The 26,314-nt window shown below is 68.2% G+C and carries 24 protein-coding genes and 1 tRNA gene; 15 read left to right on the top strand and 10 right to left on the bottom strand.

Annotation, left to right across the window (positions count from 1 at the left end; translation table 11 throughout):
• Positions 1–74: 74 nt before the first annotated feature.
• From LGN19_RS07890 to LGN19_RS07870, 5 genes are all read left to right on the top strand, one after another.
• Entirely contained in the window at positions 75–2,309 is a 2,235-nt protein-coding gene (locus LGN19_RS07890) for a TonB-dependent siderophore receptor (protein WP_226213843.1), read from the top strand.
• Positions 2,309–2,572 (top strand): hypothetical protein, encoded by a 264-nt coding sequence (locus LGN19_RS07885; RefSeq protein WP_226213842.1) that lies wholly within the window; start codon positions 2,309–2,311, stop codon positions 2,570–2,572. The genes LGN19_RS07890 and LGN19_RS07885 overlap by 1 nt, the downstream gene beginning before the upstream one ends.
• A 1-nt stretch (position 2,573) precedes the next feature.
• Entirely contained in the window at positions 2,574–4,085 is a 1,512-nt protein-coding gene (locus LGN19_RS07880) for a PepSY-associated TM helix domain-containing protein (RefSeq protein WP_226213841.1), read from the top strand.
• 22 nt (positions 4,086–4,107) lie between these two features.
• Positions 4,108–5,352: a RhtX/FptX family siderophore transporter gene (locus tag LGN19_RS07875; RefSeq protein WP_226213840.1), complete on the top strand. Its 1,245-nt coding sequence runs from the start codon at positions 4,108–4,110 to the stop codon at positions 5,350–5,352.
• 98 nt (positions 5,353–5,450) lie between these two features.
• Complete coding sequence (locus LGN19_RS07870; RefSeq protein ID WP_175220001.1) at positions 5,451–6,635, top strand: helix-turn-helix transcriptional regulator; 1,185 nt, start codon at positions 5,451–5,453, stop codon at positions 6,633–6,635.
• Positions 6,636–6,652: 17 nt separating this feature from the next.
• On the opposite strand, the gene LGN19_RS07865 is transcribed toward LGN19_RS07870, so the two are convergent.
• Positions 6,653–7,831 carry an alpha/beta fold hydrolase gene (locus LGN19_RS07865; RefSeq protein WP_226213839.1) on the bottom strand — a complete coding sequence of 393 codons (1,179 nt, stop codon included), beginning with the start codon at positions 7,829–7,831 and terminating at the stop codon, positions 6,653–6,655.
• 350 nt (positions 7,832–8,181) lie between these two features.
• On the opposite strand from LGN19_RS07865, the gene LGN19_RS07860 reads away from it, so the two are divergent.
• The 8 genes from LGN19_RS07860 to LGN19_RS07825 all read left to right on the top strand — a co-directional run bounded on the left by LGN19_RS07860 (position 8,182) and on the right by LGN19_RS07825 (position 17,978).
• Positions 8,182–9,627, top strand: coding sequence for a serine hydrolase domain-containing protein (locus LGN19_RS07860; protein WP_226213838.1), 1,446 nt, complete (start codon positions 8,182–8,184; stop codon positions 9,625–9,627).
• 186 nt (positions 9,628–9,813) lie between these two features.
• On the top strand, positions 9,814–11,289 hold the full coding sequence (locus LGN19_RS07855; RefSeq protein WP_226213837.1) for a M81 family metallopeptidase: 1,476 nt from the start codon (positions 9,814–9,816) through the stop codon (positions 11,287–11,289).
• A gap of 171 nt (positions 11,290–11,460) precedes the next feature.
• The gene (locus LGN19_RS07850) at positions 11,461–12,777 is read left to right on the top strand and encodes an MFS transporter (RefSeq protein WP_175220010.1); all 1,317 of its coding nucleotides are present in this window, start codon (positions 11,461–11,463) and stop codon (positions 12,775–12,777) included.
• Positions 12,778–13,102: 325 nt separating this feature from the next.
• Positions 13,103–15,436, top strand: a complete 2,334-nt coding sequence (locus LGN19_RS07845; protein ID WP_226213835.1) for a TonB-dependent receptor — start codon at positions 13,103–13,105, stop codon at positions 15,434–15,436.
• Positions 15,437–15,461: 25 nt separating this feature from the next.
• Positions 15,462–16,148 (top strand): energy transducer TonB, encoded by a 687-nt coding sequence (locus LGN19_RS07840; RefSeq protein WP_226213834.1) that lies wholly within the window; start codon positions 15,462–15,464, stop codon positions 16,146–16,148.
• Between the two features lie 69 nt (positions 16,149–16,217).
• Positions 16,218–17,114: a MotA/TolQ/ExbB proton channel family protein gene (locus LGN19_RS07835; RefSeq protein ID WP_226213833.1), complete on the top strand. Its 897-nt coding sequence runs from the start codon at positions 16,218–16,220 to the stop codon at positions 17,112–17,114.
• Positions 17,115–17,126: 12 nt separating this feature from the next.
• Entirely contained in the window at positions 17,127–17,549 is a 423-nt protein-coding gene (locus LGN19_RS07830) for an ExbD/TolR family protein (RefSeq protein WP_226213832.1), read from the top strand.
• 9 nt (positions 17,550–17,558) lie between these two features.
• Entirely contained in the window at positions 17,559–17,978 is a 420-nt protein-coding gene (locus LGN19_RS07825) for an ExbD/TolR family protein (protein WP_122947759.1), read from the top strand.
• 305 nt (positions 17,979–18,283) lie between these two features.
• On the opposite strand, the gene LGN19_RS07820 is transcribed toward LGN19_RS07825, so the two are convergent.
• Positions 18,284–18,368 (bottom strand) — tRNA-Leu (locus LGN19_RS07820).
• 141 nt (positions 18,369–18,509) lie between these two features.
• Here LGN19_RS07820 and LGN19_RS07815 point away from each other — a divergent pair.
• Complete coding sequence (locus LGN19_RS07815; RefSeq protein ID WP_175220018.1) at positions 18,510–19,835, top strand: leucine-rich repeat-containing protein kinase family protein; 1,326 nt, start codon at positions 18,510–18,512, stop codon at positions 19,833–19,835.
• Positions 19,836–19,850: 15 nt separating this feature from the next.
• On the opposite strand, the gene LGN19_RS07810 is transcribed toward LGN19_RS07815, so the two are convergent.
• From LGN19_RS07810 to LGN19_RS07775, 8 genes are all read right to left on the bottom strand, one after another.
• The gene (locus LGN19_RS07810) at positions 19,851–20,480 is read right to left on the bottom strand and encodes a LysE family translocator (RefSeq protein ID WP_226213830.1); all 630 of its coding nucleotides are present in this window, start codon (positions 20,478–20,480) and stop codon (positions 19,851–19,853) included.
• A gap of 98 nt (positions 20,481–20,578) precedes the next feature.
• On the bottom strand, positions 20,579–20,752 hold the full coding sequence (locus LGN19_RS07805; RefSeq protein ID WP_164462703.1) for a hypothetical protein: 174 nt from the start codon (positions 20,750–20,752) through the stop codon (positions 20,579–20,581).
• A gap of 31 nt (positions 20,753–20,783) precedes the next feature.
• The gene (locus LGN19_RS07800) at positions 20,784–21,230 is read right to left on the bottom strand and encodes a copper chaperone PCu(A)C (protein ID WP_122947757.1); all 447 of its coding nucleotides are present in this window, start codon (positions 21,228–21,230) and stop codon (positions 20,784–20,786) included.
• Positions 21,231–21,318: 88 nt separating this feature from the next.
• Positions 21,319–21,684 (bottom strand): copper homeostasis periplasmic binding protein CopC, encoded by a 366-nt coding sequence (copC, locus tag LGN19_RS07795; RefSeq protein ID WP_226213829.1) that lies wholly within the window; start codon positions 21,682–21,684, stop codon positions 21,319–21,321.
• Between the two features lie 302 nt (positions 21,685–21,986).
• Positions 21,987–22,364, bottom strand: a complete 378-nt coding sequence (locus tag LGN19_RS07790; RefSeq protein ID WP_174955953.1) for a DUF2946 domain-containing protein — start codon at positions 22,362–22,364, stop codon at positions 21,987–21,989.
• Between the two features lie 92 nt (positions 22,365–22,456).
• On the bottom strand, positions 22,457–22,951 hold the full coding sequence (locus LGN19_RS07785) for an SRPBCC family protein (RefSeq protein ID WP_122947753.1): 495 nt from the start codon (positions 22,949–22,951) through the stop codon (positions 22,457–22,459).
• 58 nt (positions 22,952–23,009) lie between these two features.
• The gene (locus tag LGN19_RS07780) at positions 23,010–23,312 is read right to left on the bottom strand and encodes a 2Fe-2S iron-sulfur cluster-binding protein (RefSeq protein WP_031398745.1); all 303 of its coding nucleotides are present in this window, start codon (positions 23,310–23,312) and stop codon (positions 23,010–23,012) included.
• Positions 23,313–23,400: 88 nt separating this feature from the next.
• A complete protein-coding gene (locus LGN19_RS07775) occupies positions 23,401–25,314 on the bottom strand; it encodes a sigma-54-dependent Fis family transcriptional regulator (protein ID WP_226213828.1) in 1,914 nt (637 codons plus the stop codon).
• A 664-nt stretch (positions 25,315–25,978) separates the two neighbouring features.
• Here LGN19_RS07775 and LGN19_RS39760 point away from each other — a divergent pair.
• Complete coding sequence (locus LGN19_RS39760) at positions 25,979–26,170, top strand: DUF2964 family protein (RefSeq protein ID WP_122949590.1); 192 nt, start codon at positions 25,979–25,981, stop codon at positions 26,168–26,170.
• The last annotated feature ends 144 nt before the right edge of the window (positions 26,171–26,314 follow it).

Raw genomic sequence — 26,314 nt, 5'->3', positions numbered from 1 at the left:
AAAGCCCCTCGATCGAAAAATCGCCCGCCGGTTCTATTTGATAATGAGAACGATTATCAAATACGGGGGCGTGAATGCGGTACGAGGTGCTGGAACCTGGGAGATCAAGGACGAAGGGCGCGCGCGTCGCCCGTTTGGGGCGAGGGCGCTGGCGTCCGTCGCTGTATCTCGGCCTGCTGATCGCCGCGCATCCGGCGGCGGTGTTTGCCGAGACGGCGCCGGTGCCGGCGTCGGCAGCCGGCGCAGAAGTCCGGAAGGAAGGGACGACCGACGTGAAGCCCGCCGCGGGCGAGTTGAAGGCGATTTCGGTGACCGCGTCGCGCGGCGTGACCGACGATCCGTCGGTCGCGACGGTCGGCAAGATGCCGCTTGCGTTGAGGGAGATTCCGCAGTCGGTCAGCGTGACGACGCGCGAGCGGATCGACCAGCAGAACCTGTCCTCGCTTGACGAAGTGATGCAGCAATCGGCGGGCGTGACCGTGCAGCCCTACGTGCTGCTCACCACCGCGTATTTCGTGCGCGGCTTCAAGGTCGATTCGTTCGAGTTCGACGGCGTGCCGATCGTGATCGGCGACATGGCGAGCGCGCCGCAGGACATGTCGGTGTACGAGCGCGTGGAAATCCTGCGCGGCGCGAACGGCCTGCTGCACGGCTCGGGCAACCCGGCCGCGACGGTCAACCTCGTGCGCAAGCGGCCGCAGTACCAGTTCGCCGCGAATGCGAGCGTGAGCGTCGGCAGCTGGGACCGCTATCGCGCGGAAGCCGACATCGGCGGGCCGCTCAATGCGGCCGGCACCGTGCGCAGCCGGCTCGTCGCCGCGTATGAGGATCGCCATTTCTTCTACGACCACGCCAAGCAGGATACGCGGTCGATCTACAGCGTCACGGAAGTCGACGTGACGCGCGACACGCTGCTCACGTTCGGCGCGCAATACCAGACGACCCGATCGGTGCCCGACATGTCCGGCGTGCCGATGGCGCGCGACGGATCGAGCCTCGGCCTATCGCGCTCGACGTTCCTCGATACCGCGTGGGGCAGCTTCGACTGGGACACGACGCGCGCGTTCGGTTCGGTCGAGCAGAAGCTTGGCGGCGGCTGGAAGGCGAAGGTGAGCGGCGAATACCAGAGCGTGCGCTCCGACCTGAAGTACGCGGGCTCGTTCGGCGCGATCGACCCGGCGACCGGCGCGGGCGGCGCGCTGACGGGCGGCGCGTACCGGTTCAGCACCTACAGCCGCAGCCTCGATGCGAACGTGCAGGGCCCGGTGCATGCGTTCGGGCTCACGCACGACCTGATGTTCGGCGTGACCTACGCGAACAGCAGCAGCGGTCAGATGTCGGCGCAGCTGCTCGGCGACGTGTCCGGCACGCCGGTGAACGTGTACCGCTGGAACCCGGACAGCGTGCCCGAGCCGGGCGTCGGCCCGTACCAGCAGTCGCAGCAGAACGACGTTTCGCAGAAGGGCGTGTACGGGCTCGGCCGCATCAAGCTCGCGGAACCCGTCACGCTCGTGCTCGGTGGCCGCATGAGCTGGTGGAACCAGGACAGCCTCGGCGCGCACTACAACACCGGCCACCAGTTCACGCCGTACGGCGGGCTGATCTGGGATTTCGCGCGCGACTGGTCGTGGTACGCGAGCTATGCGGAAGTGTTCCAGCCGCAAACCAAGTCGATGTGGGGCGGCGGCATCCTGACGCCGGTGAAGGGGCGCACCTACGAGACGGGCGTGAAGGGCGAACTGGCGGGCGGCAAGCTGAACGTGTCGCTCGCGGCGTTTCGCATCGATCTCGACAACAACCCGCAGGTCGATCTCGCGCATCCGTGCGCGGGGCCGAACTGCTATTACGTGAACGGCGGCAGCGTGCGCAGCCAGGGCTTCGAATTCGAGGCGAACGGCCGCATCACGCCGTGGTGGAGCGTGTGGGCAAGCTACACGTACGACACGATGAGCTATGCGGACAACCTCGCAAACGCGGGCTCGTTCGCGCCGCTGCTGAACCCGCGCCACCTGTTCCGGTTGTGGACCAACTACGACCTGCCGTGGCAGGAACGGCGCTGGAGCGTCGGTGGCGGCGTACAGGTGCAGAGCAATTACTCGGCGCAGGCGAACGGCGTGACGCTGAGCCAGGGCGGCTACGCGCTCACGAGCGTGCGGCTCGGCTACCGCTATGACAAGCACTGGAGCGCGGCCGTCAACGTCAACAACCTGTTCGACCGCAAGTACTACCTGAGCCTGAGCCAGCCCGGCTGGAACAACCGTTACGGAGAACCGCGCAACGTGATGCTGACCGTGCGCGGGCAGTTCTGATGGCGGGCGGCTGGGGGACGCGGGCGGCGCTTGCGATCGGCGGCGTGCTGCCGGGCACGGTCGCGCTCGCTATCACGCTGGCCCGTCATTACCCGGCTGACGGCCTGAACCGGCTTTATGCGGCCGTGCTGCTGTCGCTTGCCGCGGGCGTCGCCGCGCTGCTGTGGGTGCTCGTCGCGCCCGGGCGGCGGCAGGCCGCGTGGCGGGCGGGTGCGTGGCTCGCGGTGCTCGTGCCGTGCGCGATGTTCTGGGGAGGGCGCTGACATGGACCCTTCATTGCGTTCGCGCTGGCGCGCGCTGCATCGCGGTGCCGGTGCGCTGTTCGGCGTGGTGCTGTTCGTCGTGCTGTTCAGCGGCACCTGGAGTCTCGCGGCCGATTCGATGCAGGGCTGGTGGCGGCCGCCGCCGGTCGCCGTCGCGCGGCCGTCGCTGCCGCTTGATGAACTCGTCGCACGCGCGGCGGCACTCGGCGTACCGCTGCGCGATGCGCGCATCGTGCTGCCGCAGCCGGACGATCCGGCGATCCGCTTCTGCGACGCGCGCCAGGCGTGCACGCTGGCGCTCGACCCGGCGACCGGCGAGCGGCTGGCCGACGGCGGACGCGCGGCGTTGCTCGTCACGCTGCACAAGACGCTGTTTGCCGGTTTTCCCGGGCGGATCTTCGTGAGCCTGTGGGGGATCGTGCTGCTCGTGCTCATCGTTGCGGGGTTGATCGTGCATCACCGGCGCTGGCCCGATGCAGCGCGTATCCGGCGCGGCAAAGGGTTGCGCGCCGCGCTGTTCGACCTGCACGCATGGATCGGCCTGTGGGGCTCGCCATGGCTCGTGCTGTTCGCGTTCACCGGCGCGTTGTCGGGGCTCGGCGCGCTCGGCACGGTGTCGCTCGCGGGCGTCGCGTATCCGGGGCAGCCGCAGCGCGCGTTCGCCGACCTGCTCGGCGGGCCGCCACCCGCCGCAGCCGGCGGCGCGTGGCAACGCGCGCCCGATCTCGATGCGCTGCTGCGGCGCGACGCGGCACGCATGCCGGAGTTCCGGCGTGAAGCCGTCGTGCTGCATGGCTGGGGCGATGCGAACGCGCGCGTCGAGATTGCCGGTACGACCGCCGGCCTGCCGAGTACGGCTGTGTTCGAGCGTCACCTGTACCGCGCGGTGGACGGGCAATGGCTCGCGGATGTCACATCGCGCGGCCGAGGCTTCTGGTTGCGCACATTCATCGCGGTGCAGCCGCTGCACTTTGCGCAATACGGCTGGGTGGGTGCGATGGGCGGCTTGCTGCGTGTCGTGCATTTCCTGATGGGGCTCGCCGCGTGCGCGCTGTGCGCGACGGGGCTGCATCTGTGGATCGAGCGGCGGCGGGCGCAGCAGGATCGCTCCGCGAACGTGCTGGCCGCGGTCGTCGTCGGCACATGCGGCGGGCTCGTGCTCGCGGGCGGCGTACTGCTGCTCGCCGGGCGAGCGTTGCCTGACGGCGTGCGCGTCGACCATGTGCTCGCGATGCTGTTCTGGGCCGTGTGGGGCGGCGCGGTCGCGCTTGCGGCCGGTGTGGCCGATCGCGCGGCCTGGCTGCGGAGGCTGATGTGTGTGGCCGGCGCCGCATACGCGCTGGCCGGCGTTACGCACTGCGCGATCGCGCTGCTCGGCGCGGGCGCACCCGTGTACTGGCCGATCGACGCGGCGCTCGTCGCATTCGGCGCATTGCTGCTGCGCGCCGCGCGCCGTCCGCGCCGCGATGCGATGCGGCCCGCGCGCATGCCGGCTGGTGTCGAACCTTTTTAATGTCATGCAACTGGAGACTTCGATGCGCGATCTGCTCGAACATCGCCGCCTGGTCATCACGATCACGCTGCTTTACCTGTCACAGGGAATCCCGATCGGCATTGCGATGGATGCGATGCCGACCCTGCTGCGCCACGACGGCGCGCCGCTTCACGCACTGGCGTTCCTGCCGCTCGTCGGTTTGCCATGGGTCGTGAAATTCCTGTGGGCGCCTGTCGTCGACAACCGCTGGTCGCCGCGCATCGGCCGGCGGCGCAGCTGGATGCTGCCGATGCAGACGCTCGTCGTGCTGTGCCTCGGCAGCCTCGCGCAGATCGGCATGACGGTCGCGACGGCCGGCTGGGCGGTCGGCCTGCTGGCCGTCGCGTCGCTGGCGAGCGCGACGCAGGACATCGCGAACGACGGGATGGCCGCCGAGCACTTCAGCGGCGACACGCTCGCGAAGATCAACGCAATCCAGATCGCGGGCGTGATGATCGGCTTCTTCGGCGGCGGCGCCGGCACGTTGACGCTGATCGGCCTGTTCGGCCAGCGTGCCGCGTTTCTCGCGCTGGCCGCCGTGCCGCTCGCGAGCCTCGCGTGCGTGCTGTGGGTGCTGCCGCGCGATGCGGATCGCGCACGCGTGCAAGCCGAACACAACGCGAGCCTCGTGCGCTTCGCGAAGCGGCCGCGTTCGTGGTCGCTGCTGTCGCTCGCGCTGCTGTCGGCGATGACGGCCGTATCGGGCTTCGGCCTGTCGAAGCTGTTTCTCAACGATGCGGGCTGGACGCTCGACGCGATCGGGAAACTCGGGATGGCCGGCGGCATCGTGACGGTCGTGCTCGGGTGCGGCGGCGGCGCGTGGCTCGTCAGGCGGCTCGGGTTGTGGCCTGCGTTTACGGCCGGCGTGAGCTTTGCGGGCGCGGCGGCATTGCTGTGGTTTGCGCAGGCTAGCGGGTGGTTGCCGGTGTCGCCGTCATGGGCATGGCTGTGCACGGTACTCGGTTCGCTGGCGACCGGGATCACGTCGGTGTCGATCATGACGGCCGGCATGCGCTTCGCGGGCGGCAGCGACCAGGCCGGCACCGACGTGACGGCCGTGCAGAGCACGCGCGATCTCGGCGAGCTCATTGCGTCGTCGACGATTTTGTCGCTCACCGCGAAGGTGGGGTACACGGGCGGGTTTCTGGCCGGTGCGGCACTGGCGGTGTGTGCCGTGTTGATCGCGATGCGGTTGCGGCGGCGGGAGGCGGCGCAGCGTGGGGTGGCCGGCGACGTGCTTGCGTAGTGGCGCGTTGGCGCTGAATGGCGGGCTTCCGCGTCGCGTATCGACCCGGCTGGCCGCTTTCGCCGACGGGCCGGTAGCGGCCGGATGCGGGGGTAAACATGTTCTTTGCGTGGTATTTCCGGCTTGATATAAGGGAGCGTTGTCGCGATCGTGAGAATCGCGCCTCGCTTCCGGGCCGGAGGCGGGGCAGCCACCGGAGTCCCGCACCGATGTTGCAGAACCTCTATTCCCCGTACCTCGATTACGATTCGCTGAGTCGCGATCTGGCCGTGCCGCCCGCGAATCCGTCGGTGCCGGATTTCCCGTCCACGGTGATCCGCCAGATCGGCAACGGGCATCACTATCGCGTCGAATACGCGAACACGTATGCGGACGGTCAGACCGAATTCCACGCGCAATCGCCGGCTTTCTGGATGACCTCCGTCGACGTCCGCTTCGCGGGCGTGGTGCGGCGGCGCACGCGCGGACAGAACACGTTGCGCATTCGCGTCGGTCGAAGCGGGGCGGCGTCGTATGCGGTGAACGGGCGCGAGATCAGCCTCGATGGCCCGTCGATGGTGCTGGTCGCCGAACCCGATGGCATGCCGGCGGGCGACGTGACCGAGCGCGGACATCATCAGGTGACGAGCATTTGCCTGCATCGCAGTGCGCTCAGCGCGCTCTATGCCGGGGCGGAAGAGGCGCTGCCGGTGCCGTTGCGACATTTCGTCGAGGGCACGCTGACGGAATCGTTCATGCATGCGGGGCCGATTTCACCGGCGCTGTTCGAGTGCCTGCGGGACATCGGCGACTGCTCGCTGGACGGCCGCAGCCGGTCGATCTATCTGCACGGGCGCAGCCTCGAGATCGTGGCGCGCGCAATCGATTCGGTATCCGATGCCACGCGCCACGCCGGCGACGAAGCCGGCCACGGCGAAGTGAGCCGCATGACGCGGCGTGCGGTGTCGAAAGCGCAGACGGTGCTGCAGGAGCATTTCGCGGCGCCGCCTTCGCTCGATGTGCTGTCGCGCCAGGTCGGATTGAGCCGCAGCAGCCTGTGCGCGGGATTTCGCGCGCTGCTCGGCAAGAGCGTGCACGAATACGCGCACGAACTGCGTATGCAGCAGGCGCTGCGACTCCTGCGCGAGCCGGGCGTGCCGGTCACCGACGTTGCGTACGCGGTGGGCTACAACCATCCGAGCAGCTTCTCCGTCGCCATCCAGAAACGCTTCGGCATGTCGCCGCGCGAACTGCGCGCGCGCGGCGGGGCGGTGATGGCCGACCGCGTGTCGACCATCGATTGAACGGCGATGCGCGTGCGTCAGGCGACGTGCGAGCGCATGCGCAGCATGCGGTCGACCACCTGCACCACGAATGCCGGCGATTCGTACGGGAAATTGTGCCCGTCGCCGGCCGGCGCGTGGATCAGCTCGCTTCGCGACGACGTCGACACATAGCGGCTGCGCGATGCGGTCATCAGCGCGAGATAGCGCTCGAAGCCGGCTTCGTCCACGCCCATGCGGCGATACAGCTTGTGTTTCTCGGTGGCCTGCTCGGGCCGCATCTCCGACGCGTCGCGCGGGGTGACGACGAATACCGGCAGCTCGCCGAGCTCGCCGTCGTGAACCAGCGTGTCGAAGCCCGCGAGCGGGCTGCGCGCGACACCCAGTTCGGCGAGGCTGGACGCGGCGCTGAACCCGGCACGCGCATGCATCTCGATGCGCGTGGCGCCCAGCGCCAGCGCCTCGGCGAGCCGGCTCTCGACGAGGTCGAGCAACCGCTTGACAGCGGGCTGGCGACGGCCCAGCACGTCGACGAGATCGATGTGGATGCCGAACAGATGCAGCAGGCCGCTCAGGTTGCCGGCCACCGTCATGGCGGTGGGGCGCAGGCACGGCGGCGCGTAGTTGAAGAAGTCGGGATGGGTCGCGTCGAGCAGCACGAGGCCGCAGGCGAGATGCGGATGGCGACGCACGAGATTGGCGACGAGCAGGCCGCCGAACGAATGCCCTACGAACACGAACGGCCCGCGTTCGCCTGCGCGGTGCAACGCTTCGGCCACTTCCTCCGCTTCGCGCGCGGTCGAGCGCGGATACGGGCCGGCGTCGCTCCAGCCGCTGCCGGGCCGGTCGATCAGGATCGAGCGCGTCGTGTCGCGCAATGCCAGATGCAGGTGATGCAGGACGAGGCCGCCCATGTGCGCGCCCGACATCCAGACGACCGGCGGCAGGTCGTCCGCGCGGCCTTCCGCGAGGACGTGGATGCGATGGCCGCCGACGTCCACGAGCTGGCCTGGCGGCGGGCAGGCCTTACGCAAGCGGGCCAGGAACGCGAGGTGATGGAGCGCGCCGGCCGTGAGCGCGACGCCGGCGGCGAGCAGGATGCCGCCCGGCACGGGCAGGCCGGCGCAGGCGAGCCCGCCGCCCGCGACACCGATCGCGAACGCGATGGGCAGGCCTGCCCAGTCGCGGCTCAGGAAGGCCGGAAGCCATTTGAACATTGGAATTCCCCGATTCCGCCAGTACATGAAGAAACGGCGACGCGTGATGGCGAGCCGTCCGATGGACTTCACACCATACCCGACGCATGGATGGCGCGCTTTCGCCGTCCGCCGGGGAATTGTCGCGTGCCTCCGCGCTGTCGCGCATCTCGGCGCCGCGTGTCTGCAACGCGGGCGACCGGTGGCCGCGGCGTGCGTCGGGCACACGAGCGACAGTCGCACGCAAAAGCATTCCGGCCGCTGGCAAAAGGATGCAGGGTGGAACGCCGTTACATTGGCGACAGGCGTGCCGGCCGCGATTGCTGTCGCGGCGCCCGGCGACGCCCATCTTCTTACCATGGAATCCGGCTATGCAAATCCTGAGGCACCAGCTAGACGACCTGCTTGCGAACGCCGTGGCCGGTCCGGCCACGGCCGGCTATGTCGCCGGCGTCTGGCACCGCGGCGAACAGATCGAACTGGCGCGCGGCATCGCGAACCTGAACACGGGCGCCGAGATGACCGTCGATACGCGCTTGCAGATCGGTTCGGTTACCAAAGTGATGACGGCGCATCTGCTGATGCGTTACGTCGAGGCGGGGCGTATCGGCCTCGACGATCCGGTCGTCGCGCATCTGCCGTCGTTTGCGCTGGCCGATCCGGCCCACGCGCAGCGCCTGTGTGTGCGGCATTTGCTCAATCACACGAACGGCATCGACGCCGACAGCTTCAGCCCGATGACCGAAGCCGGCGCGGGCGCGACCCGCGATTTCGTGGAGCGGCTGACCGGTTTCGGGACGCTGTTCGAACCGGGCGAGACGATCCACTATTCGAACGCCGGCTTCGTGGTTGCCGCGCGGCTGATCGAAGTGCTGTCCGGCAAGCCATACAACCAGGTGCTTGAAGAAACGCTGTTTCGTCCGTGCGGAATGAACGAGTCGTGCACGTCGGCCGAGCAGGCGATCCTGCATCGTCATGCGGTGGGCGTGTTCGCGAACGCGACGAGCGGGGAGCTGCAGGCCACGCGTGCGTATCTGTTGCCGCCGTCGCTGGCGGGCGCCGGGTCGACCCCGATTTCGACGGTGCGCGACATGCTCGCGTACGGGCGCATGCATCTGGCGGGCGGCGCGATCGACGGCACGCGGATCCTCGCGCCGGAGACGGTCGCGGCCATGCAGGCCGTGACCTTCGATGCGGGGCGCCCGTGTGTACCGCCGATCTGCGTCGGCTGGTGGAAGGTGCCGGTGAGCGGCGTGACCGTGTACTGGCATGGCGGTACGACGTATGGCACCACGTCGAGCTTCGCAGTCTGCCCCGAACTGGATCTCGTGGTATTTACCGCCGGTACGGGCCCGGGCGCCAACGCGTTGCACGACCAGGTACTGCTTGCGACGCTCGCACATCTCGGGCACGAGGCCGTCATGCCGTTCGAGCGGGGGACGTCGAGCCGGCCACTGTCCCGGTATGCCGGCGGTTACCGGCACTATCCGATGCGTCTCGCATCGGAGGCGCGCAACGAGCGGCTTTCGGTCGAAGCGTACTGGACCGAGATGGACGCCGATAGCCGGCGGGCCATGCTGTGGCCGAGCGGCGGCGTGGAAACGGGCGACGGCGAGACCCGCTATGCGTTCGACGGCGGCTCGACCTACGTGCTCGACCTGGCGCCGCTGGCCGAAGACCTGTTCGCGCCGCCAGGCACCTCCGATGCGCAGCTGTGCGGCATCAACGGGCGGCTGGCGCTCGTGTCCTTCCGCGGCGACGGTGACCGGCCGCACGGCGTGCATACGCGCCTGCGCTATCTGCGCCGAGAGGGCTGACGCGCCTTCGGGCGGACACCGTTCCACTGCGACACACGCAAGCTGATAGCTCCAGTGGAGCGAAATTGCTTCGTTATGCAAATTGTGTCGACGGCTGGTCAACCGGCGTCGATGCGATCGTGCAATCCACGCGCTCGTCGGAGCGCGTGTTGTCGACCGATCTTACAAACCCGAGCAGGAGTAACCATGCGTATCTTCGTTGCGGCGCTTGCGCACGAAACCAACAGCTTTTCCCCGATTCCAACCAGCCTGCACTCGTTCGAGGAACGCACGCTGTACCGGCCGGCCGGCGGTGTGCCCGACGGGCAGGCGGACGAACTCGTCGGCTACGGCACGTTCGTGCGCGAGGCGCGCGCACGCGGCCACGAGGTGAGCGCATCGATCTTCGCGTTCGCCGAACCGGGCGCGCCCTGCTCGAAGCAGGACTATGAAACGCTGCGCGACGAGATCCTGGACGGGTTGCGCGCCGCGCAGCCGGTCGACATCGTGCTGTATCTGTTGCACGGCGCGCAGATGGCGCAAGGGTATGACGATTGCGAGGGCGACCTGCTGGCGAAGACGCGCGCGCTCGTCGGCCCCGACGTCGTGATCGGTGTCGAGCTGGACCTGCACGCCAACGTCACGCGTGCGATGCTCGATCATTGCGACATCCTGCTGGCGTGCAAGCACTATCCGCACATCGACTTCGACGAACGGGCGGTCGACCTGATCGATCTTGCCGAACGCACCGCGCGTGGCGAGATCCGGCCGACGATGCACTTCGAACGCGTGCCGATGCTCGGCATGTTCTTCACGACCGAACCACGCATGGCACAACTCAACCAGGACGCGATGGATCGGGAGGGGCGCGACGGAGTCCTGTCGGTGTCGCTGATCCACGGATTCCCGTGGTCCGACTTCCCGGATACCGGTGCGGGCGTGCTGGTGGTGAGCGACGGCGATGCCGGCGCGGCCCGCGCGCATGCCCGCGAACTGGCGCGCGGCTTCGTGGCCGTGCGCGACGAGACGCATGCGCTGCGTCTGCCGATCGCACGCATTCTCGACGAGATCGAAGCGACGCCGCCCGACGCGTCGGGCCGGCCGTTCGTGATTGCCGACACGGCCGACAACCCGGGCGGCGGTGCCGGCTCCGATTCCACCTTCATCCTCGAGGCTGTCCTCGAGCGCGGTCTGCGCGAGGTGGCGATCGGCATGATGTGGGACCCCGTCGCGGCGGTGTTCGCGCGCGACGCCGGCGTGGGCGCGACGATCGAGCTGCGTCTCGGCGGCAAGAGCGGCCCGCGCGCGGGCCGCCCGCTCGACGTGGTCGCGCGGGTCCTGGCGGTCGAAGAGGGGCTGGCGCAGCACGACGAGACGTTCAAGTTTCCGGGGCCCGGCCTGGGCCTGTCCGCCGTGCTGGACGTCGACGGCGTACTCGTGGTGGTCAACTCCGTCCGGCAGCAGACCTACAGCCCGAGCTGCTTTTTCGATCTCGGCGTCGACCTCCGGCGTTGCCGGGCCGTCGTGGTGAAGTCGACGCAGCATTTCCAGGCGCTGTTCGGCCCGCTGGCGCGCGCGGTCTACTACTGCGACACGCCGGGTTCGCTGAGTCTCGATTTCAGGGTCGACGATTACGCACGCCTGACGCGCCCGATGTGGCCGTTCGACGAAATCGCGGTCTGATCCGGCCCGCTCGTCGGGCAGTCGCGCGGACGCCGGCAGAACTATTCCGGCCGTCCGCGAAAGTTTCGCCGCCGTCGAGCGGCTATCGTCTGAAGGCCGGCTTTCGCGGCCGGCCGCGAATGAGCCCGGCGTCGGCCGGGCAGGCAGGATCGTCAGCGCAGGAGGCGCAGCGTGCGTAATGAAATCACCGGGGGATCGCCGTCGTTGTCACGTGCGTGGTTCGCGCTGGCCGTGCTCGCGCTGGCCGCGATACTTGGCATCACCGACCGTCAGATGCTGACGCTCGCCGTCGAGCCGCTCAAGCGCGACCTCCAGCTCAGCGATACCAGCCTGGGCGCGATCGTCGGCTTCGGCCCCATCCTGTTCGGCGCGTTGGCGTCGCCGCTGCTCGGCTGGCTCACGGACCGGGTCGACCGGCGCTGGCTGCTCGTCGCCTGCGTGCTGGTGTGGAGCGCGGGCACGGCGCTCTGCGGCCTCGTCACGCAAGGCTGGATGCTGTTCCTCTGCACGCTGACGCTCGCGGTGGGCGAGGCGGGGCTCGGGCCGGTCGTCTACAGCATGCTGCCGGACCTGTTTCCGCCGGCGCTGCGCACGGCGGCGAACACGATCTTCTTCGCGGTTGCGCTGTTCGGCGCCGGGCTCGGGATCGCGGGCGCCGGCGCGATCTTCAGCGTGGCCGCGCCGCTCGCGCATGCGCTGTCGATCGAACCCTGGCGGCTCGCGTTCCTGCTCGTCGCGATCCCCGGGCCGGTCGTCGCGGGCTTGTTCGCGCTGGTCGGGCATCCGCCGCGCGGCGGCACGGCCGACCAGCATGAACGTGCGCAGGAGACGCTTGCGCATTATTGGCGGCGCTCGGGCGGGATGCTGGCGTGCCTGATCGTCGGCTATGCGATGGCGGCCTTCTATGTGGGCGCGATCCTGGGCTGGGCGCCGGTGTCGCTGATCCGCGACTTTCATGTCGACGTCGCCCGCTCGGGGTTGTACAGCGGCATCGCGGTGGGCGGTGGTTCTGCACTCGGCTTGCTGGCGAGCGTGGTGGCCGTGCGATGCCTGCGCGCGCGCTGGGGCCGGCTGCTGCCGGTCGTGATCGGCTGCGCGATGGCGCTGCTGGCCGCGCTGTTGCTGCTGATGCTGTCGTTCGCGACGAGCACGGCGATGCTGCTTGCCTGCATGATCGGCATCATCGCCGCCTATATCGCCGGCGCGGCACTGACGCCAACCTTGTTGCAGGACATCGCGCCGCCGCATTTGCGCGGGCGCGTCGTCGGCACCTCGTCGCTCGTCACCTACGCGTTTCAGGCGATGTCGGTGCCTTCCGTCGGCGCGATATCCGATGCCCTCGACGGCGCGCCGTACGCGTTGCTCAAAGGGATCGTCTGGCTCGGCGTGCCGGCCGCCGTCTTCAGCGTGATCCTGCTGGGTCTCGTGTTGCGTACCTTCCGCACGCGCTTCGAACCGCACTGCGAAGTCGGTGCGCAGGCGCTTTAGCGCCGCCACGCGCATTTCTTCTGCCACTGACGCGCCTTCCGTGCGAACTCACGCACGGAAGGCGCGCGTCGTTAACTTTCTCCCGCATCCCGTTCTGGTTACCGTGTGTTCCGGCGGTGCGTTGTACGTGCCCGAGGGTTCGTTGCGCGCAGTTTGCCGCGCGTCGACAGCCGAGGACGGTAGCCAATGTTTTTCGGCGTTTCGCAAAAGCACCGGCCGATTTGGCTGCTTACCTTGGAGTCATTCGGGCGGGTGGTCCGCAAGCGGGACTGCATCGGAAGACGGACATGGCCGCTCACGTTCAGACAGACAAGGGGAGTCGCAGATGGCAAGCAAGAAGGGCGGGATCGCAGCGGAGTCGACGATCTTCAGGCGGACGCTGGTTGCCGTGACCGTGATGCGGATGTTTCTCGCCGCATCGGATGCGTGCGCGCAGACCGAGCCCGCACAGCCCGGTGCCGGTACGCCGCCGCCCGCCGCCGCCACGGAGCGCGCGGTGCCCGGGACGGATCGCGACGGGAATGCCGGCACCAAAGGTCGCGCAGGCGGTGCGGCGATCACGCTCAATTCCGTCGAGGTGACGGCCAACCGGCGTCGCGAGCCGGCGCGCGAAGTGCCGATGAAGGTCGACACGCTGTCGAGCGATGCGCTGCAGAAGTCGGGTGCCACGAAGCTGAGCGATTACCTGTCGACGCAGCCGGGGGTCGGTTTCAACAGCGGCGGCGGCCCGGGCCAGGGCACGATCTCGATGCGCGGCGTGACGGCCGGCAAGGACGTCGGGCCGACCGTGGGCGTGTATGTCGACGATACGCCGCTCGGCTCGAACACCGTGTCGGGCGGCGGGGCCGCGCTGGCCCTGGACATGGGCCTGCTCGATCTGAACCACATCGAGATCCTGTTCGGGCCGCAAGGGACGTTGTATGGCGCGGGCGCGATGGGCGGCCTGCTGAAATACGTGACCAACCAGCCGGATACCGAGAGCTTTTTCGGCAGCGTCGGGACGATGTTTTCGTCGACCTGGCACGGCGGCCTCAACAACACGACCAACGTCGTGCTGAACGTGCCGCTGAAATCCGACGTCGCCGCGCTGCGCATCGCCGCCTTCAACAACCACGATGGCGGCTACGTCGATGCGACGGGCGCGGCCGCCGGCACGCGCATCAACCGGAGCGACACCACCGGCGTGCGTGCGTCGCTGCTCGTGACGCCGACCCGCAAGCTCACGTTCCGCTTCACGGCCACGCTTCAGAACATCAACAGCAACGGCCAGAACTACGTCGACTACGGGATGAATGGCCGGCCCGCGTACGGCGCGCTGACCAAATTGCAGGATTCGCAGGAACCGTATCACCAGAGCAATCAGTTCTACACAGCAAATGCCGAATACGATTTCGGCTGGGCGCGACTCAATGCGATTTCCGCATACCAGTCGCTGCGCACGTCGACGACGCTCGATTTCACGCCGTTCTATGCGCCGATTCTGGCGGCGGGCGGACTCGACGTCAGCACCGTCACGCCCAGTTCCACCGTCGGCACCAACAAGGTGACGCAGGAGCTGCGGCTGACTTCGCCCGGCAACCGCACGCTGGAGTGGGTCGCGGGCCTCTACTACGACCATGAGCACAGCAACACGTTGCAGGTGTACCGCGCGACGGCGGGCGGCCGCCCGCTCGGCGATCTGGAGCGGCTCGGCTTTGCGGGCAGTTACCAGGAGTTCGCGGCCTACGGCGACGTCACCTACAACCCCACGTCGCGCATCGCGCTGACGGCCGGCATGCGGATCGCCCACAACAGCCAGGACTACCGGCAGGAGACGTCCGGCCTGCTCGTGCCGACGCCGCTGTCCGCGCCGGGCACGTCGTCGGATACGAGCAAGACGTACATGTTCACCGCCAGCTACAAGCTCACGCCGACCAGCAACGTCTATGCGCGCGTCGCGAGCGGCTATCGCCCGGGCGGCCCCAACAGCATGGCGGTCAGCGCGGTGACTGGGCAACTGATCGCCGGCAATCCCACTTACAAGCCCGACACGCTGTGGAACTACGAGATCGGCTACAAGGCGGATCTGTTCGACAACCGCGTCTCGGTCGCGCTGTCGGCTTACGACATCGAATGGCACGACATCCAGCAATACGGCGCGGTGGACGGCGTCGCGCAGCTCGTCAACGCGGGCAATGCGCGGATCAAGGGCCTCGAGGCATCGGGCGTGGTGCGGCCGACGTCGGCGCTGTCGTTCAATGCGTCGCTTGCCGCGATCGACGCGTACCTGACGGAAGGGGCGCCGAGCGTCGGTGCGCGCACGGGCGACCGGCTGCCGAACACCGCGAAGTTCGCGGCGTCGCTGGGTGCGAGCTGGCGTTTCCCGCTCGGCCAATGGTCGGCCACGGCCAGTGCCGCCGAGCGCTTCGTGGGCGAGCGTCATGCGAGCTTCGCGGGCGCCACGGGCTCGCCCGATTTCATCCTGCCCGCCTACGCGGTGACGGATCTCCAGTTGGGCGTGGACCTGCGGTACGCGAGCCTGTCGTTCTTCGTCAGGAACCTGTTCAACCGCGAAGGGCTGCTGTCCGCCAATACGAGCTATGTGCCGCTGGGCGGCAACGTCTGGGCATCGGTGATCCAGCCGCGCACGATCGGCGTGCAACTGAGCGCGCCGTTCTGACGCGCGGACGATTCGAGGAGCTTCCATGTTTGCGCATTCCGCCCCGGCCCGCAGGCTTGCCGGACAACCGCGCCCGTTCCGGCAGACCAGCCGCCATCCCGTGCGCCGCTACGGCGGTATCGCGGCCGTCCTGCTGCTGCACGCGGCGCTGATCTACGCGTTGCTGAACGGTCTTGCCAATCGCGTGACGGAGATCGTCCAGCATCCGGTCGACGTACGGATCATCGAGCCGGTCAAGCCGCCGCCGCCGCCCCCTCCGCCCCCTCCGCCGCCGAAGCCGATCGTGAAGGCGTTGCCGTCGAAGGTCGCGCCGCCGGCGCGGATGTTCGTGCCGCCGCCGGAGGTGCCGGTTCAGGCGCAGTCGCAGCCGACGCCGGCGCACACGTCCGCACCCGTGGTCTCCGCGCCGGCACCGGCCGCACCTGCGGCACCGGCTGCGCCGAGCCACGAAGTGGGCGTCGTATGCCCGAATTCGGATCAGGTGCGCGCGTCGCTGCGTTATCCGCGCGAGGCACTGGAAAACAACATCGTCGGCAACGTGCTGGTGGAGTTCGTCGTCGATGCCGACGGCCGCGTGTCGGGCGAGCGCATCGCGCAGTCCGCCGACCCGATCCTCGATCGGGCCGCGCTCGCGGCGGTGAGGCGATTCAGTTGTATTTCGCAGGGGCAGGCGGTGCGCGTGCAGGTGCCGTTCTCGTTCAACCTGAACTGAGCGGTGCGCCGCCAGAAAACCGGCAGCCAGGCTGCCGGATGCCTAATCAGATCGATCAATGGAGCAGACATGACGAAGCAAGTTATCGCCGCTTTCGCGGCCAGCATGATGATTGCCGTCGGCACGGCAGGGGTCCTCGTCGCGCCGCAGGACGCGCGGGCCGAGACGAGCACCGTGGCGGCACCGGTCGCGAGCGCCGTCGCCGGGCCGCCGGCAGCGCCAACCGCCCCGGCCGTCGCCGGTGCCGCGCCGCAGGCGGCGCCTGCCGCAACCAATCCCTATGGACTCGATGCGTTGTGGCGCGGCGGCGACTTCGTCGCGCGTTTCGTGCTGATCCTGCTGGTCGTGATGTCGATGGGCAGCTGGTACATCATGGTGACCAAGTTCTTCGAGCAGTATCGTGCGAACCGACGCGCGAAACGGGCGGATGCGCAGCTGTGGGCCGCGCCGTCACTCGCGGAGGGCGTGCAGCAGCTCGACCCGTCGTCGCCGTTCCGCTTCATTGCCGAGACGGCGATCGAGGCCGGCGAGCATCACGACGAGGTGCTGCTCGAAGCGGTCGACCGCAATACGTGGATCGACACGTCGGTCGAGCGGGCGGTGACCAACGTGTCGAACCGCCTGCAGGATGGTCTCGCGTTTCTCGGCACGGTGGGGTCGACCGCGCCTTTCGTGGGCCTGTTCGGCACGGTGTGGGGCATCTACCATGCGCTGACCGCGATCGGCGTCGCGGGCCAGGCGTCGATCGACAAGGTCGCGGGGCCGGTGGGGGAGGCGCTCATCATGACGGCGATCGGCCTGGCGGTGGCCGTACCCGCAGTGCTCGGCTACAACTTCCTGGTGCGTCGTAACAAGGCGGTGATGGAGCGGGTGCGCGCATTCGGCGCGCAGCTCCACGTCGTGGTGCTGGCTAGTGGCAAACGGCCCCAGCGCGACGGTGCGCGCGTGCCGTCGCTGGTCGACTGAGCGGGGGCGGCCATGGGCATCAGTGTCCGTCAGGACGATGACGACGAGGTCATCGCGCAGATCAACACGACGCCGCTCGTCGACGTGATGTTGGTATTGCTCATCATTTTTCTGATCACGATTCCGGTGGTGACGCACACGATTCCGGTGGATCTGCCGAAGGAGACCGTGCAGCCGTTGCAGAGCAAGCCCGCGAGTATCGAAATCGCGGTCGATCGGCGCGGCGCGTTCTTCTGGAACGCGGTGCCGGTCGATGCGCCGACGTTGCTCGTGCGCCTGAAAGGCGTGGCAGGGCAATCGCCGCAGCCGGACGTGCACGTGCGCGGTGATGAAAGCACGCGTTACGAATTCGTCGGGCGTGTGATCGTGGCGTGCGAACGGGCGGGCATCGAGAAGGTGTCGTTCATCACGGAGCCGCCCGCGCGCGGCAGCTAGGAGACAGTCATGGGCATGAACGTTTCGTCGGGCACCGAGCCGGACGTGATGGTGGACATCAACACGACGCCGCTGATCGACGTGATGCTGGTCCTGCTGATCATGTTGATCATCACCATTCCGATCCAGATGCATGCGGTCAAGATGAATCTGCCGGTGGGCGACGCGCCACCGGCCACGCAGCCGGAGATCGTGCAGATCGACGTGGCCGCCGACGGTGCGGCGTCGTGGAACGGCGCACGGCTGCCCGATCGCGCGACGCTCGAAGCGAAGCTCGCGCAGGTCGCGGCCGAACCGGTGCAGGCCGAGATCAGGCTTCGGCCGGACCGGCAGGCGCCGTATCGCGACGTCGCCGCCGTGCTGGCGTCCGCGCAGCGCGTGGGCGCGACGAAGATCGGTTTGATGGGTAACGAGCAGTATATGCAGTAGGCGCGCAGCGCGATCGGGGTGGCGTGCGCGCGAAGACTGATGCGATCGCGTTGGGGGCGGGAGAGACGTTGGCGAAGGAAGGTGCTCGCGGTGCACGACTTTCTCGTCCGCCACGCGGTGTTTCGCGCAATCGAGGTGTTCGAGAACGGGTACGGCTGGAGGCGAGGTCGCGACTGCGTCAATTTCCCGCTGGAGCAAGTCCTGCGGAATCTGTCGAGAGTCCAGCGAACGGGAGTGTGCAACAGAATACTGCGGAAGGGATGGCGCGTTGCCGGCCCGTGTTTTACGGGCTGGAGCGCATCATTTGGTGCCGACGGCGAGACTCGAACTCGCACAGCTTTCGCCACTACCCCCTCAAGATAGCGTGTCTACCAATTTCACCACGTCGGCACTGCAAGGGGCGCAATTCTAGCGCGACGTTGCGCGTTTGTGAAGGGGGTATGACACGATCGACGGTTGCGCGCGGGCGATCCCGGTAGAATTCGGGCGATCGACCCGACGATCGTCGCAACCGCCACCTGTTTTCTCCGCGTGACAGACACCCTCGAACAACTGCAGGCCGGGCAACTCGCCGGCGCACGGCAACTCAAGCTCGCATGCGGGTTGACGGAATTCCCGCGCGCGATCTTCGATCTTGCCGATACGCTCGAAGTGCTCGATTTGACCGGCAATGCGCTGTCCGCGCTGCCGGACGACCTGCCGCGGCTGCGCCGCCTGCGCATCCTGTTCGCGTCCGGCAACCGCTTCACCGCGTTCCCCGGCGTGCTGGGCGCGTGCGAGCAGCTCGACATGATCGGCTTCAAGGCGAACCGGATTCAAACGGTGCCGCGCGGATCGCTGCCGCGCGCGCTGCGCTGGCTGATCCTTACCGACAACGCACTCGACGCATTGCCCGCCGACATCGGCGATTGCTCGCGGCTGCAGAAGCTGATGCTCGCGGGCAACCGGTTGCGCGCGCTGCCGGCGGAAATGGCCGCGTGCCGCGCACTCGAACTGGTGCGGCTGTCGGCGAACCGGCTGGACGAACTGCCCGACTGGCTGCTGCGCCTGCCGCGCCTCGCGTGGCTCGCCACCGCAGGCAACCCGTTCGGTGCCGCGCCGGAAGCCGCGGCGTCGGCCGGGCCCGAGGTCGTGGATATCGACTGGGCGTCGCTGGCCTGCGAGCAGAAGCTGGGCGAGGGCGCGTCGGGCGTCATTTACCGCGCGCAGTGGCGCGTGGACGGGCATCCGCCACGGGCGGTCGCGGTCAAGCTGTTCAAGGGCGCGGTGACGAGTGATGGCCTGCCCGATTGCGAAATGGCCGCGTGCCTGCACGCCGGCCGCCACCCGAACATGATCCCGGTGATCGGCAAGGTGAGCGGGCATCCCGACGGCACGCACGGCCTCGTGATGGAACTGGTCGATCCCGCGCTCACGAACCTCGCCGGGCCGCCGAGCTTCGCGTCGTGCACGCGCGACGTGTATGCGGCCGACGCGAGATTCGAGCCGGCGGCAGCGATGCGGATCGCGCACGGCATCGCGTCGGTGGCGGGCCATCTGCACGCACGCGGCATCATGCATGGCGACCTGTACGCGCACAACATCCTGCACGATGGCGAAGGTGGCGCGCTGCTCGGGGATTTCGGCGCAGCGTCGCTCTACGATGCGAACGATCGCACGCGCGGCGCAGGGTTCGAACGGCTCGAGGTGCGGGCGTTCGGCCATCTGCTCGGCGAGTTGCTCGAGCGATGCGAGCCGCGCACGTGGGCCGGCAGGAACGCGCTCGATGCGCTCGCGGTGGCCTGCCTGAACGAAGACATCGATGCGCGGCCGTCGTTCGGCGAGATCGCGGCCGAGCTGGCCGCGCACGCACGCTGACCGGCGCGCGGCTTCTTACGCCTGCCGCGCAGTCAGCAGCTTGATCCCGAGCCCGACGAACAGCAGCCCGCTGGCACGCTTGAGCGCACGCACCGCGCGGCTCATGCCGAAGCCGCGATGGAACCGGCGCACGCCGGCCGAATAGACGCTGTGAACGACCACGACGGTGCACGCGATCGTCGCGTACATCACGACGAACTGCAGCGCGAGCGGGCGGTCGTGCACGATGAACTGCGGCATGAACGCCGACAGGAAGATCATCGTCTTCGGATTGCTGCCCGAGACGAACAGCGCTTCGCGGAACAGTTTCCTGCGGTCGGGCACGGCGATCTCCGCCGCCCCGGTCGAAGCGGCGGCCTTGCGGTCGCCGCGCAGTTGCCGGACACCGAGGAATATCAGGTACGCGGCGCCGACCACCTTCATTGCGACGAACAGCGGCGGCATCGCGGCCAGCACCGCGCCGACGCCAAGCGCGACGAGCAGCACGACCACGCCCTGCGCGACGAGGTTGCCCGCGATCGTCGCGGCCGTGCCGTGCGTGCCGTAGCGCACCGTGTTGCGGATGACGAGCAGCACGTTGGGCCCCGGCGACAGCGTCGTGGCGAGATAGGCTGCGGCAAACAGCATCCAGGTCTGAAGGGACATGCGGCGCTCCGAGAGGCGGTTCCGGCGGTCGGGATGAAGCGATGATGCCACGCCAATAATTGACGCAGGCTTGCGCCGGAACCGTGCCGTCGCGTGTGTCAGTTTGCGTCGCGCATGCAGTACGCCGGGATCGACGGTGGTGTATCGATCGCGGCGGGTCGCGTCATCCACGCGATCCACCCGGCCCACATCCCGCAGACGATCAGCACGGCGACGTTCAGCGGCGTCCGGTAGCGGACGATCAGGTCGGCCAGCGGCAGGCGGTGTTTCATGTGCGTCTCCTTCGATCGGGGGAGGATGGCGTTACTGGCCGGCGTAAGCCGGTGCCTTCGCGTCGCAGGTCACGGACACCGTCGAGCCGTCCGCGAAATGCAGCCGGAACGGCACTTTCGCGCCGGGTGCGACGGCCTGGCGCGGTTGCTCCAGCATCACGTGATAGCTCTTCGGCTTGAAGGTCACCGTGCCGTGCGCGGGGACTTCGACGGCGTCGACGTGAACCATCTTCGCGGTGCTGCCGTTCGTCTGCGTCTCATGCAGCATCGCCATCCCGTACGCGGGCGTGTCGAGGCCCGTCAGCGTCACGGGGGCGTCGCCGTCGTTCTTCAGCGTGAAGTAGCCGGACGACGGCACGGTCGCCGGCATCGCGCGGATCCAGCAGTTTTCTGCCTGCACGGCCGGCGCCGCGAAGGTGGCGGGGGTTTGCAGCGCCAGCAGCGCGAACAGCAGGGCGGTCGGAATCGAGCGTTTCATGGTTGGTTCTCCTTATGGGTGTATGCAGTGGATGCAGGGTATAGGCCGCGACGCGACCGGCGCGGCACGCCGATACGCATCGCGAACCTCATTTCAGCGTGAACGCGTAGTGGCCGTGCGTGCGATGGCCGTCGCTGGCCACCGCGATCCACGCGACCTTATACGTGCCGGCCGTCAGGCTGGTTAGCGCGACCTGCATGCGTTTCCGGTTGCCGGCATCGACGGACGATTTCCCGTCGACGACCGACTGCCCGTGGCTGTCGGTGACGGCGATCGAGCTGAAAGCGGGCTCGAGCGCTTCGCTGAAGCCGATCGTGACGGCGTGCGGCGCGGTCGAAAGCGTGGCGTCGGGGGCCGGCTCCTGCGTCTTCGGGAGCGCGTGGGCGTGGGCGGCCTGGATGACGACGAAGCCGAGTGCGGCGAGCGCGCCGCGAACGAAAGTAGTGGTGTTCATGGTCGAATGTGCGAGTGGTGAATCGGATGGCGCAACACGGATTCGACGGACGGATGCACGCGCACCCTCGCGGCAGCACCGATGGCGGCTGATGCCGGCGCGAACATGCGCGGCCGGACGTTCGCCCGCGAGCGAATGTCGGCGCGACAGTCCGGGCCGGAAGCAGCCAGCCGCACGCACGGCACGATGCCGCGCGCAACACGGTGAGACATGATCGTCCTTCGAAACGTGACACGTCACGCGCGCGGGTGGCGCGCGCGAACCACGCGATGCGTTATGGCATCACGGGCGTTGACGACGAATCAGGACGCGAACGGAGGGGCGCGCGGTTGCGCGGCCGTGAGCGGCAGCGCGCGGCGCAGGCTTTCGAAGCGGGTCGCTTCGCGATGCTGAATGACGTGCACGTTGGCCGCGAACGTCAGTTCGGGCGCGGGCAGTGCGGGTGTATGGGCAAGCAGGCTGCAATAGCCGCATGCCTGGAGGTGGGCCGTCAGGCTCTTCTGCGCCGAATCGGCGGCGTGCTCGCCGGTGGCCGGCGCGGCCGTGCAGTAGCCGGCCAGCAGCGTATCGACGCGCTGCTGCGTCGTCAGTGCCTGCGAGATCGTCGGCGCGAGCGCCGTCATCAGGATGGCGAGCATCCCGATCAGACTGCCGATCTTTCGGAGGCGACGACTCAGCATGCGATGCGCGGCGACGGTTGGACGACGATGGAGCGGATTATGCCACGCACGTCGATTCGCATGTCGACACGGACATGCGGCGTGGCGGCGCGCTACGCGTGCTTCGCCAGGTATTTCGTGATCAGCGTCATCTGCGCGGCCCAGCCGTGATCGTTCATCTCGCGCGCCTTCGCGCGGCGCGCTTCGATCAACTGATCGAAGCCCGTTTCGGTGACCGTGAGCAGCGTGCCGCCGGCCTGTGCGGCGAGCGCGAACGTGACGAGCGTCATCGGCTCGGACGTGTAGTCAAAATTCGGGTCGATCGCGAACGGATGCCAGCGAAACGAGAACAGGTGCTTCGGCTCGACGCGATCGACGACGATTTCGAACACGGTGCCCGCATAGGGCTCTTGTGCCTTGGCGACGTCATCGTCGACGCGGGTCGGCGTGATGCGGCCGAACAGCGGCTGGCCGGCCGCGAACGGTCCGTCGAACGTGACGCCGAACCACTGGCCGAATTCGCCGGAGTTGCTGACGGCTTCCCACACGCGGTCGGGCGATGCATTGAGCAGGGCCTGCTTTTCGATGCGATCGGTTTGCTGGGTCATGACGTTCTCCACACAGGATCAACCTTGGCAGGACGGCACGCGCGAGCGCGCGCCGCGTCTAGTCGAGCATGACCGCGTCGGGCACGTCGAGCACGAGGTCCGACGTCGCGACAGCCACGCACGGCAGCGTATAGCCGTCGGCTTTTTCCTCGCGGCTCAGCCCCGGCCATTCGATCGTGTAGCGTACGCTGCCGCTGACGATCCGGCAAAGGCAACTGCGGCACGTGCCGTTGCGGCACGAACGCGGCAGCGACACGCGCGCGAACGCGGCGGCTTCGAGCAGCGTCAGCGAATCGGGCGCATCGAAGGTCGCGCCGAGCGGCTCGATGCGCACGAGGGGAGGGTGTTCCGGATCGGTCATGGCGGAGGCAGAGGCGGGCGGCGGTTCGGCGGCAACGCGCCAAGCATACCCGAACGGGCGGGCGGCCGGCGCCGGCCGGCCGCTGGCGTCAATGGCGGCGCAGGTGCCGGTACACGGTATTGCGGGCGAGACCGAGCTCGCGCGCGGCCGCCGATACGTTGCCGCCATGCCGCGCGAGCGCGGCATCGATCACTGCGGCCTGATGGCTTTGCAGCGTCGTGCCTTTGCGCGCGCCGGCCGATGCGGCTGGCGCTGCGGTGGCCGGCGCCGCGGGTGCCGCCGGTGCGTCCTCGCAGTCGAGCCAGAAATCGTCGGGCAAATGGGCGAGCGTGATTTCCGCTTCGTCTTCGGCCAGCATGCCGGCCGTGCGCAGCACGTTGGTCATCTGGCGCAGGTTGCCGGGCCAGCGGTGGCGCGTGAACGCGTCGAGCACGTCGGTGGCGATGCGGCACGGCATCGGTTCGCTGCGCGCGAGCCGCGCGAGAATCCGCTCGACGAGCGCGGGCAGGTCGGTGCGTGCGGCAAGCGCCGGCAGCGTGACCGCGAGCCCGTTGATCCGGTAGAACAGGTCTTCGCGGAACGTGCCTTCCGCGATCATCGCGCGCAGGTCGCGATGGGTCGCGCAGACCACGCGCACGTCGACCGGCACGGCACGCGCGCCGCCGAGCGGCATCACCGCGCGTTCCTGCAGCACGCGCATCAGCCTGACCTGCTGCGCGAGCGGCATGTCGCCGATTTCGTCGAGAAACAGCGTGCCGCCGTCGGCCTGCACGATCTTGCCGGGGCTGCCGCGCTTGCGCGCGCCCGTGAACGCGCCGTCCTCGTAGCCGAACAGCTCGGCCTCGATCAGCGAATCGGGCAGCGCCGCGCAGTTGACCGCGACGAACGGGCCGTCCGCGCGCGGCGATGCCTGGTGCAGTGCACGGGCGAGCCATTCCTTGCCGGTGCCGGTCTGGCCGAGGATCAGCAGCGGCAGGTCGCGCCCGCGGATCTTCGCGACGCGTTCGAGCACGGCGGCCATGCGCGCGTCGCCCGTGTCGAGCGTCGCGAACGTGATCGCGTCGGGATCCGGCGTGCGCACGCGTGCGGCGGGTGCGGGCGGCGTGACGGCGACGGTGGTCTTGTGCGCTTCCGCGAATTCGCAGCGCGCCAGCACGCGTACGCCGGTCGACAGCGTGAGGCGGAACATCGCGCCGGGGGCGCGTGCCGCCTGCTGCGCGAGCTGGCCGAAGCGCATGCCGAACAGTGCGTCGCTGGCCTGATGCTGCAGTGCGTCGAACGTCGCGCCGAGCTGGAATTGTGCGCTGCGGTTCGCGGCGATCAGCCCGCCGTCGGGGCCGAATGCGACGAGCCCGGCGAACAGCGAATCGACGCATTCCTCGTGCGCATGAAAGCGCAGCCGTAAGGCTTCCGCGCACTGGTTCGCGAACAGGTGGTTCTCGATCAGTTGTGCGGACATCCGCACGAGCGCGAGCGTATGCGGGCTCGAGCCGCGCGGATCGCCGCTGACGTCGAGCGTGCCGAGCGTGCGGCCGAACGGATCGAAGATCGGCGCGCACGAGCAGGTGAGGATATGGTTGGCGTGCAGGAAATGTTCGTCGCCGTGCACGGCGACGGCCTGGCCCGATGCGAGTGCGGTGCCGATCGCGTTGGTGCCGCGCGCGCCTTCCGCCCACGAGACGCCCGTACACAGCGCGACGCGGTTGGCTTTCTCGATGAAGTCCGGGTCGCCGATGCTGTGCAGGATCACGCCGTCGGCGTCGGTCAGCAGCACGAGGCTTTGCGTGTCGGCGATTTGCGCGTGGAGGTTCTCCATCACCGGGCGGGCGTGCGAGAACAGCGCGTGATTCGTGTCGAGCAGTTCACGCAGCGCGATGCGCGACAGCGGCGAGAAATCGGGGCGTTCGTGCGCGCGCAGGCCGACCGCGGTCGAACGCGCATGCGCCTGTGCGAGCAGGTCGGTGCGACCCGCGGTGGCGGGCAGCACGAAGGGTTGCGGCATGACTTGTCTCCTGTCGGCCCGAGTTAGCGCTTTAGCGCTTACTCGGGCCCCATGCTTCGCGGTCGGCCTGAGTTATCGCTTTAGCGCTTACTCGGGCTCCATGCTTCGCGGTCGGCCTGAGTTGGCGCTTTGGCGCTTACTCGGGCCCCATGCTTCGCGGTCGGCCTGAGTTGGCGCTTTAGCGCTTACTCGGGCTCCATGCTTCGCGGTTGGCTCCGGTTAGCGCTTTAGCACTTACTCAAGCCCCATGCTTCGCGGTCGGCCCGGTTAGCGCTTTAGCGCTTACTCAAGCCCCATGCTTCGCGGTCGGCTCCGGTTAGCGCTTTAGTGCTTACTCGGCCCCTATCCTTCGCGGTCGACCCCAGTTAGCACTTCAACGCTCACCCAGCCCTGATGCTCTTCGAAATTGGCCGATCCGGCGCACGCACTCTCGCGGAATTCCGCTACCGATCCCCACCTCCGCGTGCGGCGCACCATCGATGTGCGAACGCCGGCCATCCGGGTACGCATCATCATACAAGCGCCGCGTACGATGTGCGACCGCGAACAAAATCCACTTGCTTTTAAACGGCCGCCTGCAATGATGGAAATGGAGCACGCACGCGCCGTGTTCCGCATTGCAACATGCATGCGACGCGACATGCATCCGTTCGGGAGACGCATCATGGTTCGGACGGAACTGAGAGTCGTGCTGGCGGCCATCGCCACCTTCATCATGCTGGGCGGCATCGCCGTGGCGATCCACGGGCTGCTGTTCGATCTGACCGATGCGGTGCGATACGGGGCGGCCGCGATTGCGGTGGGCGCCACGACGGCTGCAATCACGCTCAACGTCTGGCCGACCGATCCGCACTGACGCCGGTTTCCGAAACGGTGCCGGATGCCGCGCTGATCAGATGAAATGCGCGTCGGAACGACGCACGCCGGAAAATTTGTCTCCTGCGCGAAACCGTCTAAAGTGGAAATCAACCGGCATGCATTGTCCGCGCCTATCCCCGCG

Source organism: Burkholderia sp. AU30198 (genome assembly GCF_020419825.1).
In the GTDB taxonomy this organism is placed as follows: Bacteria; Pseudomonadota; Gammaproteobacteria; order Burkholderiales; family Burkholderiaceae; genus Burkholderia.
The sequence above is the reverse complement of the archived record's forward strand: the minus strand, read 5'-3'. Positions and strand labels throughout refer to the sequence as shown.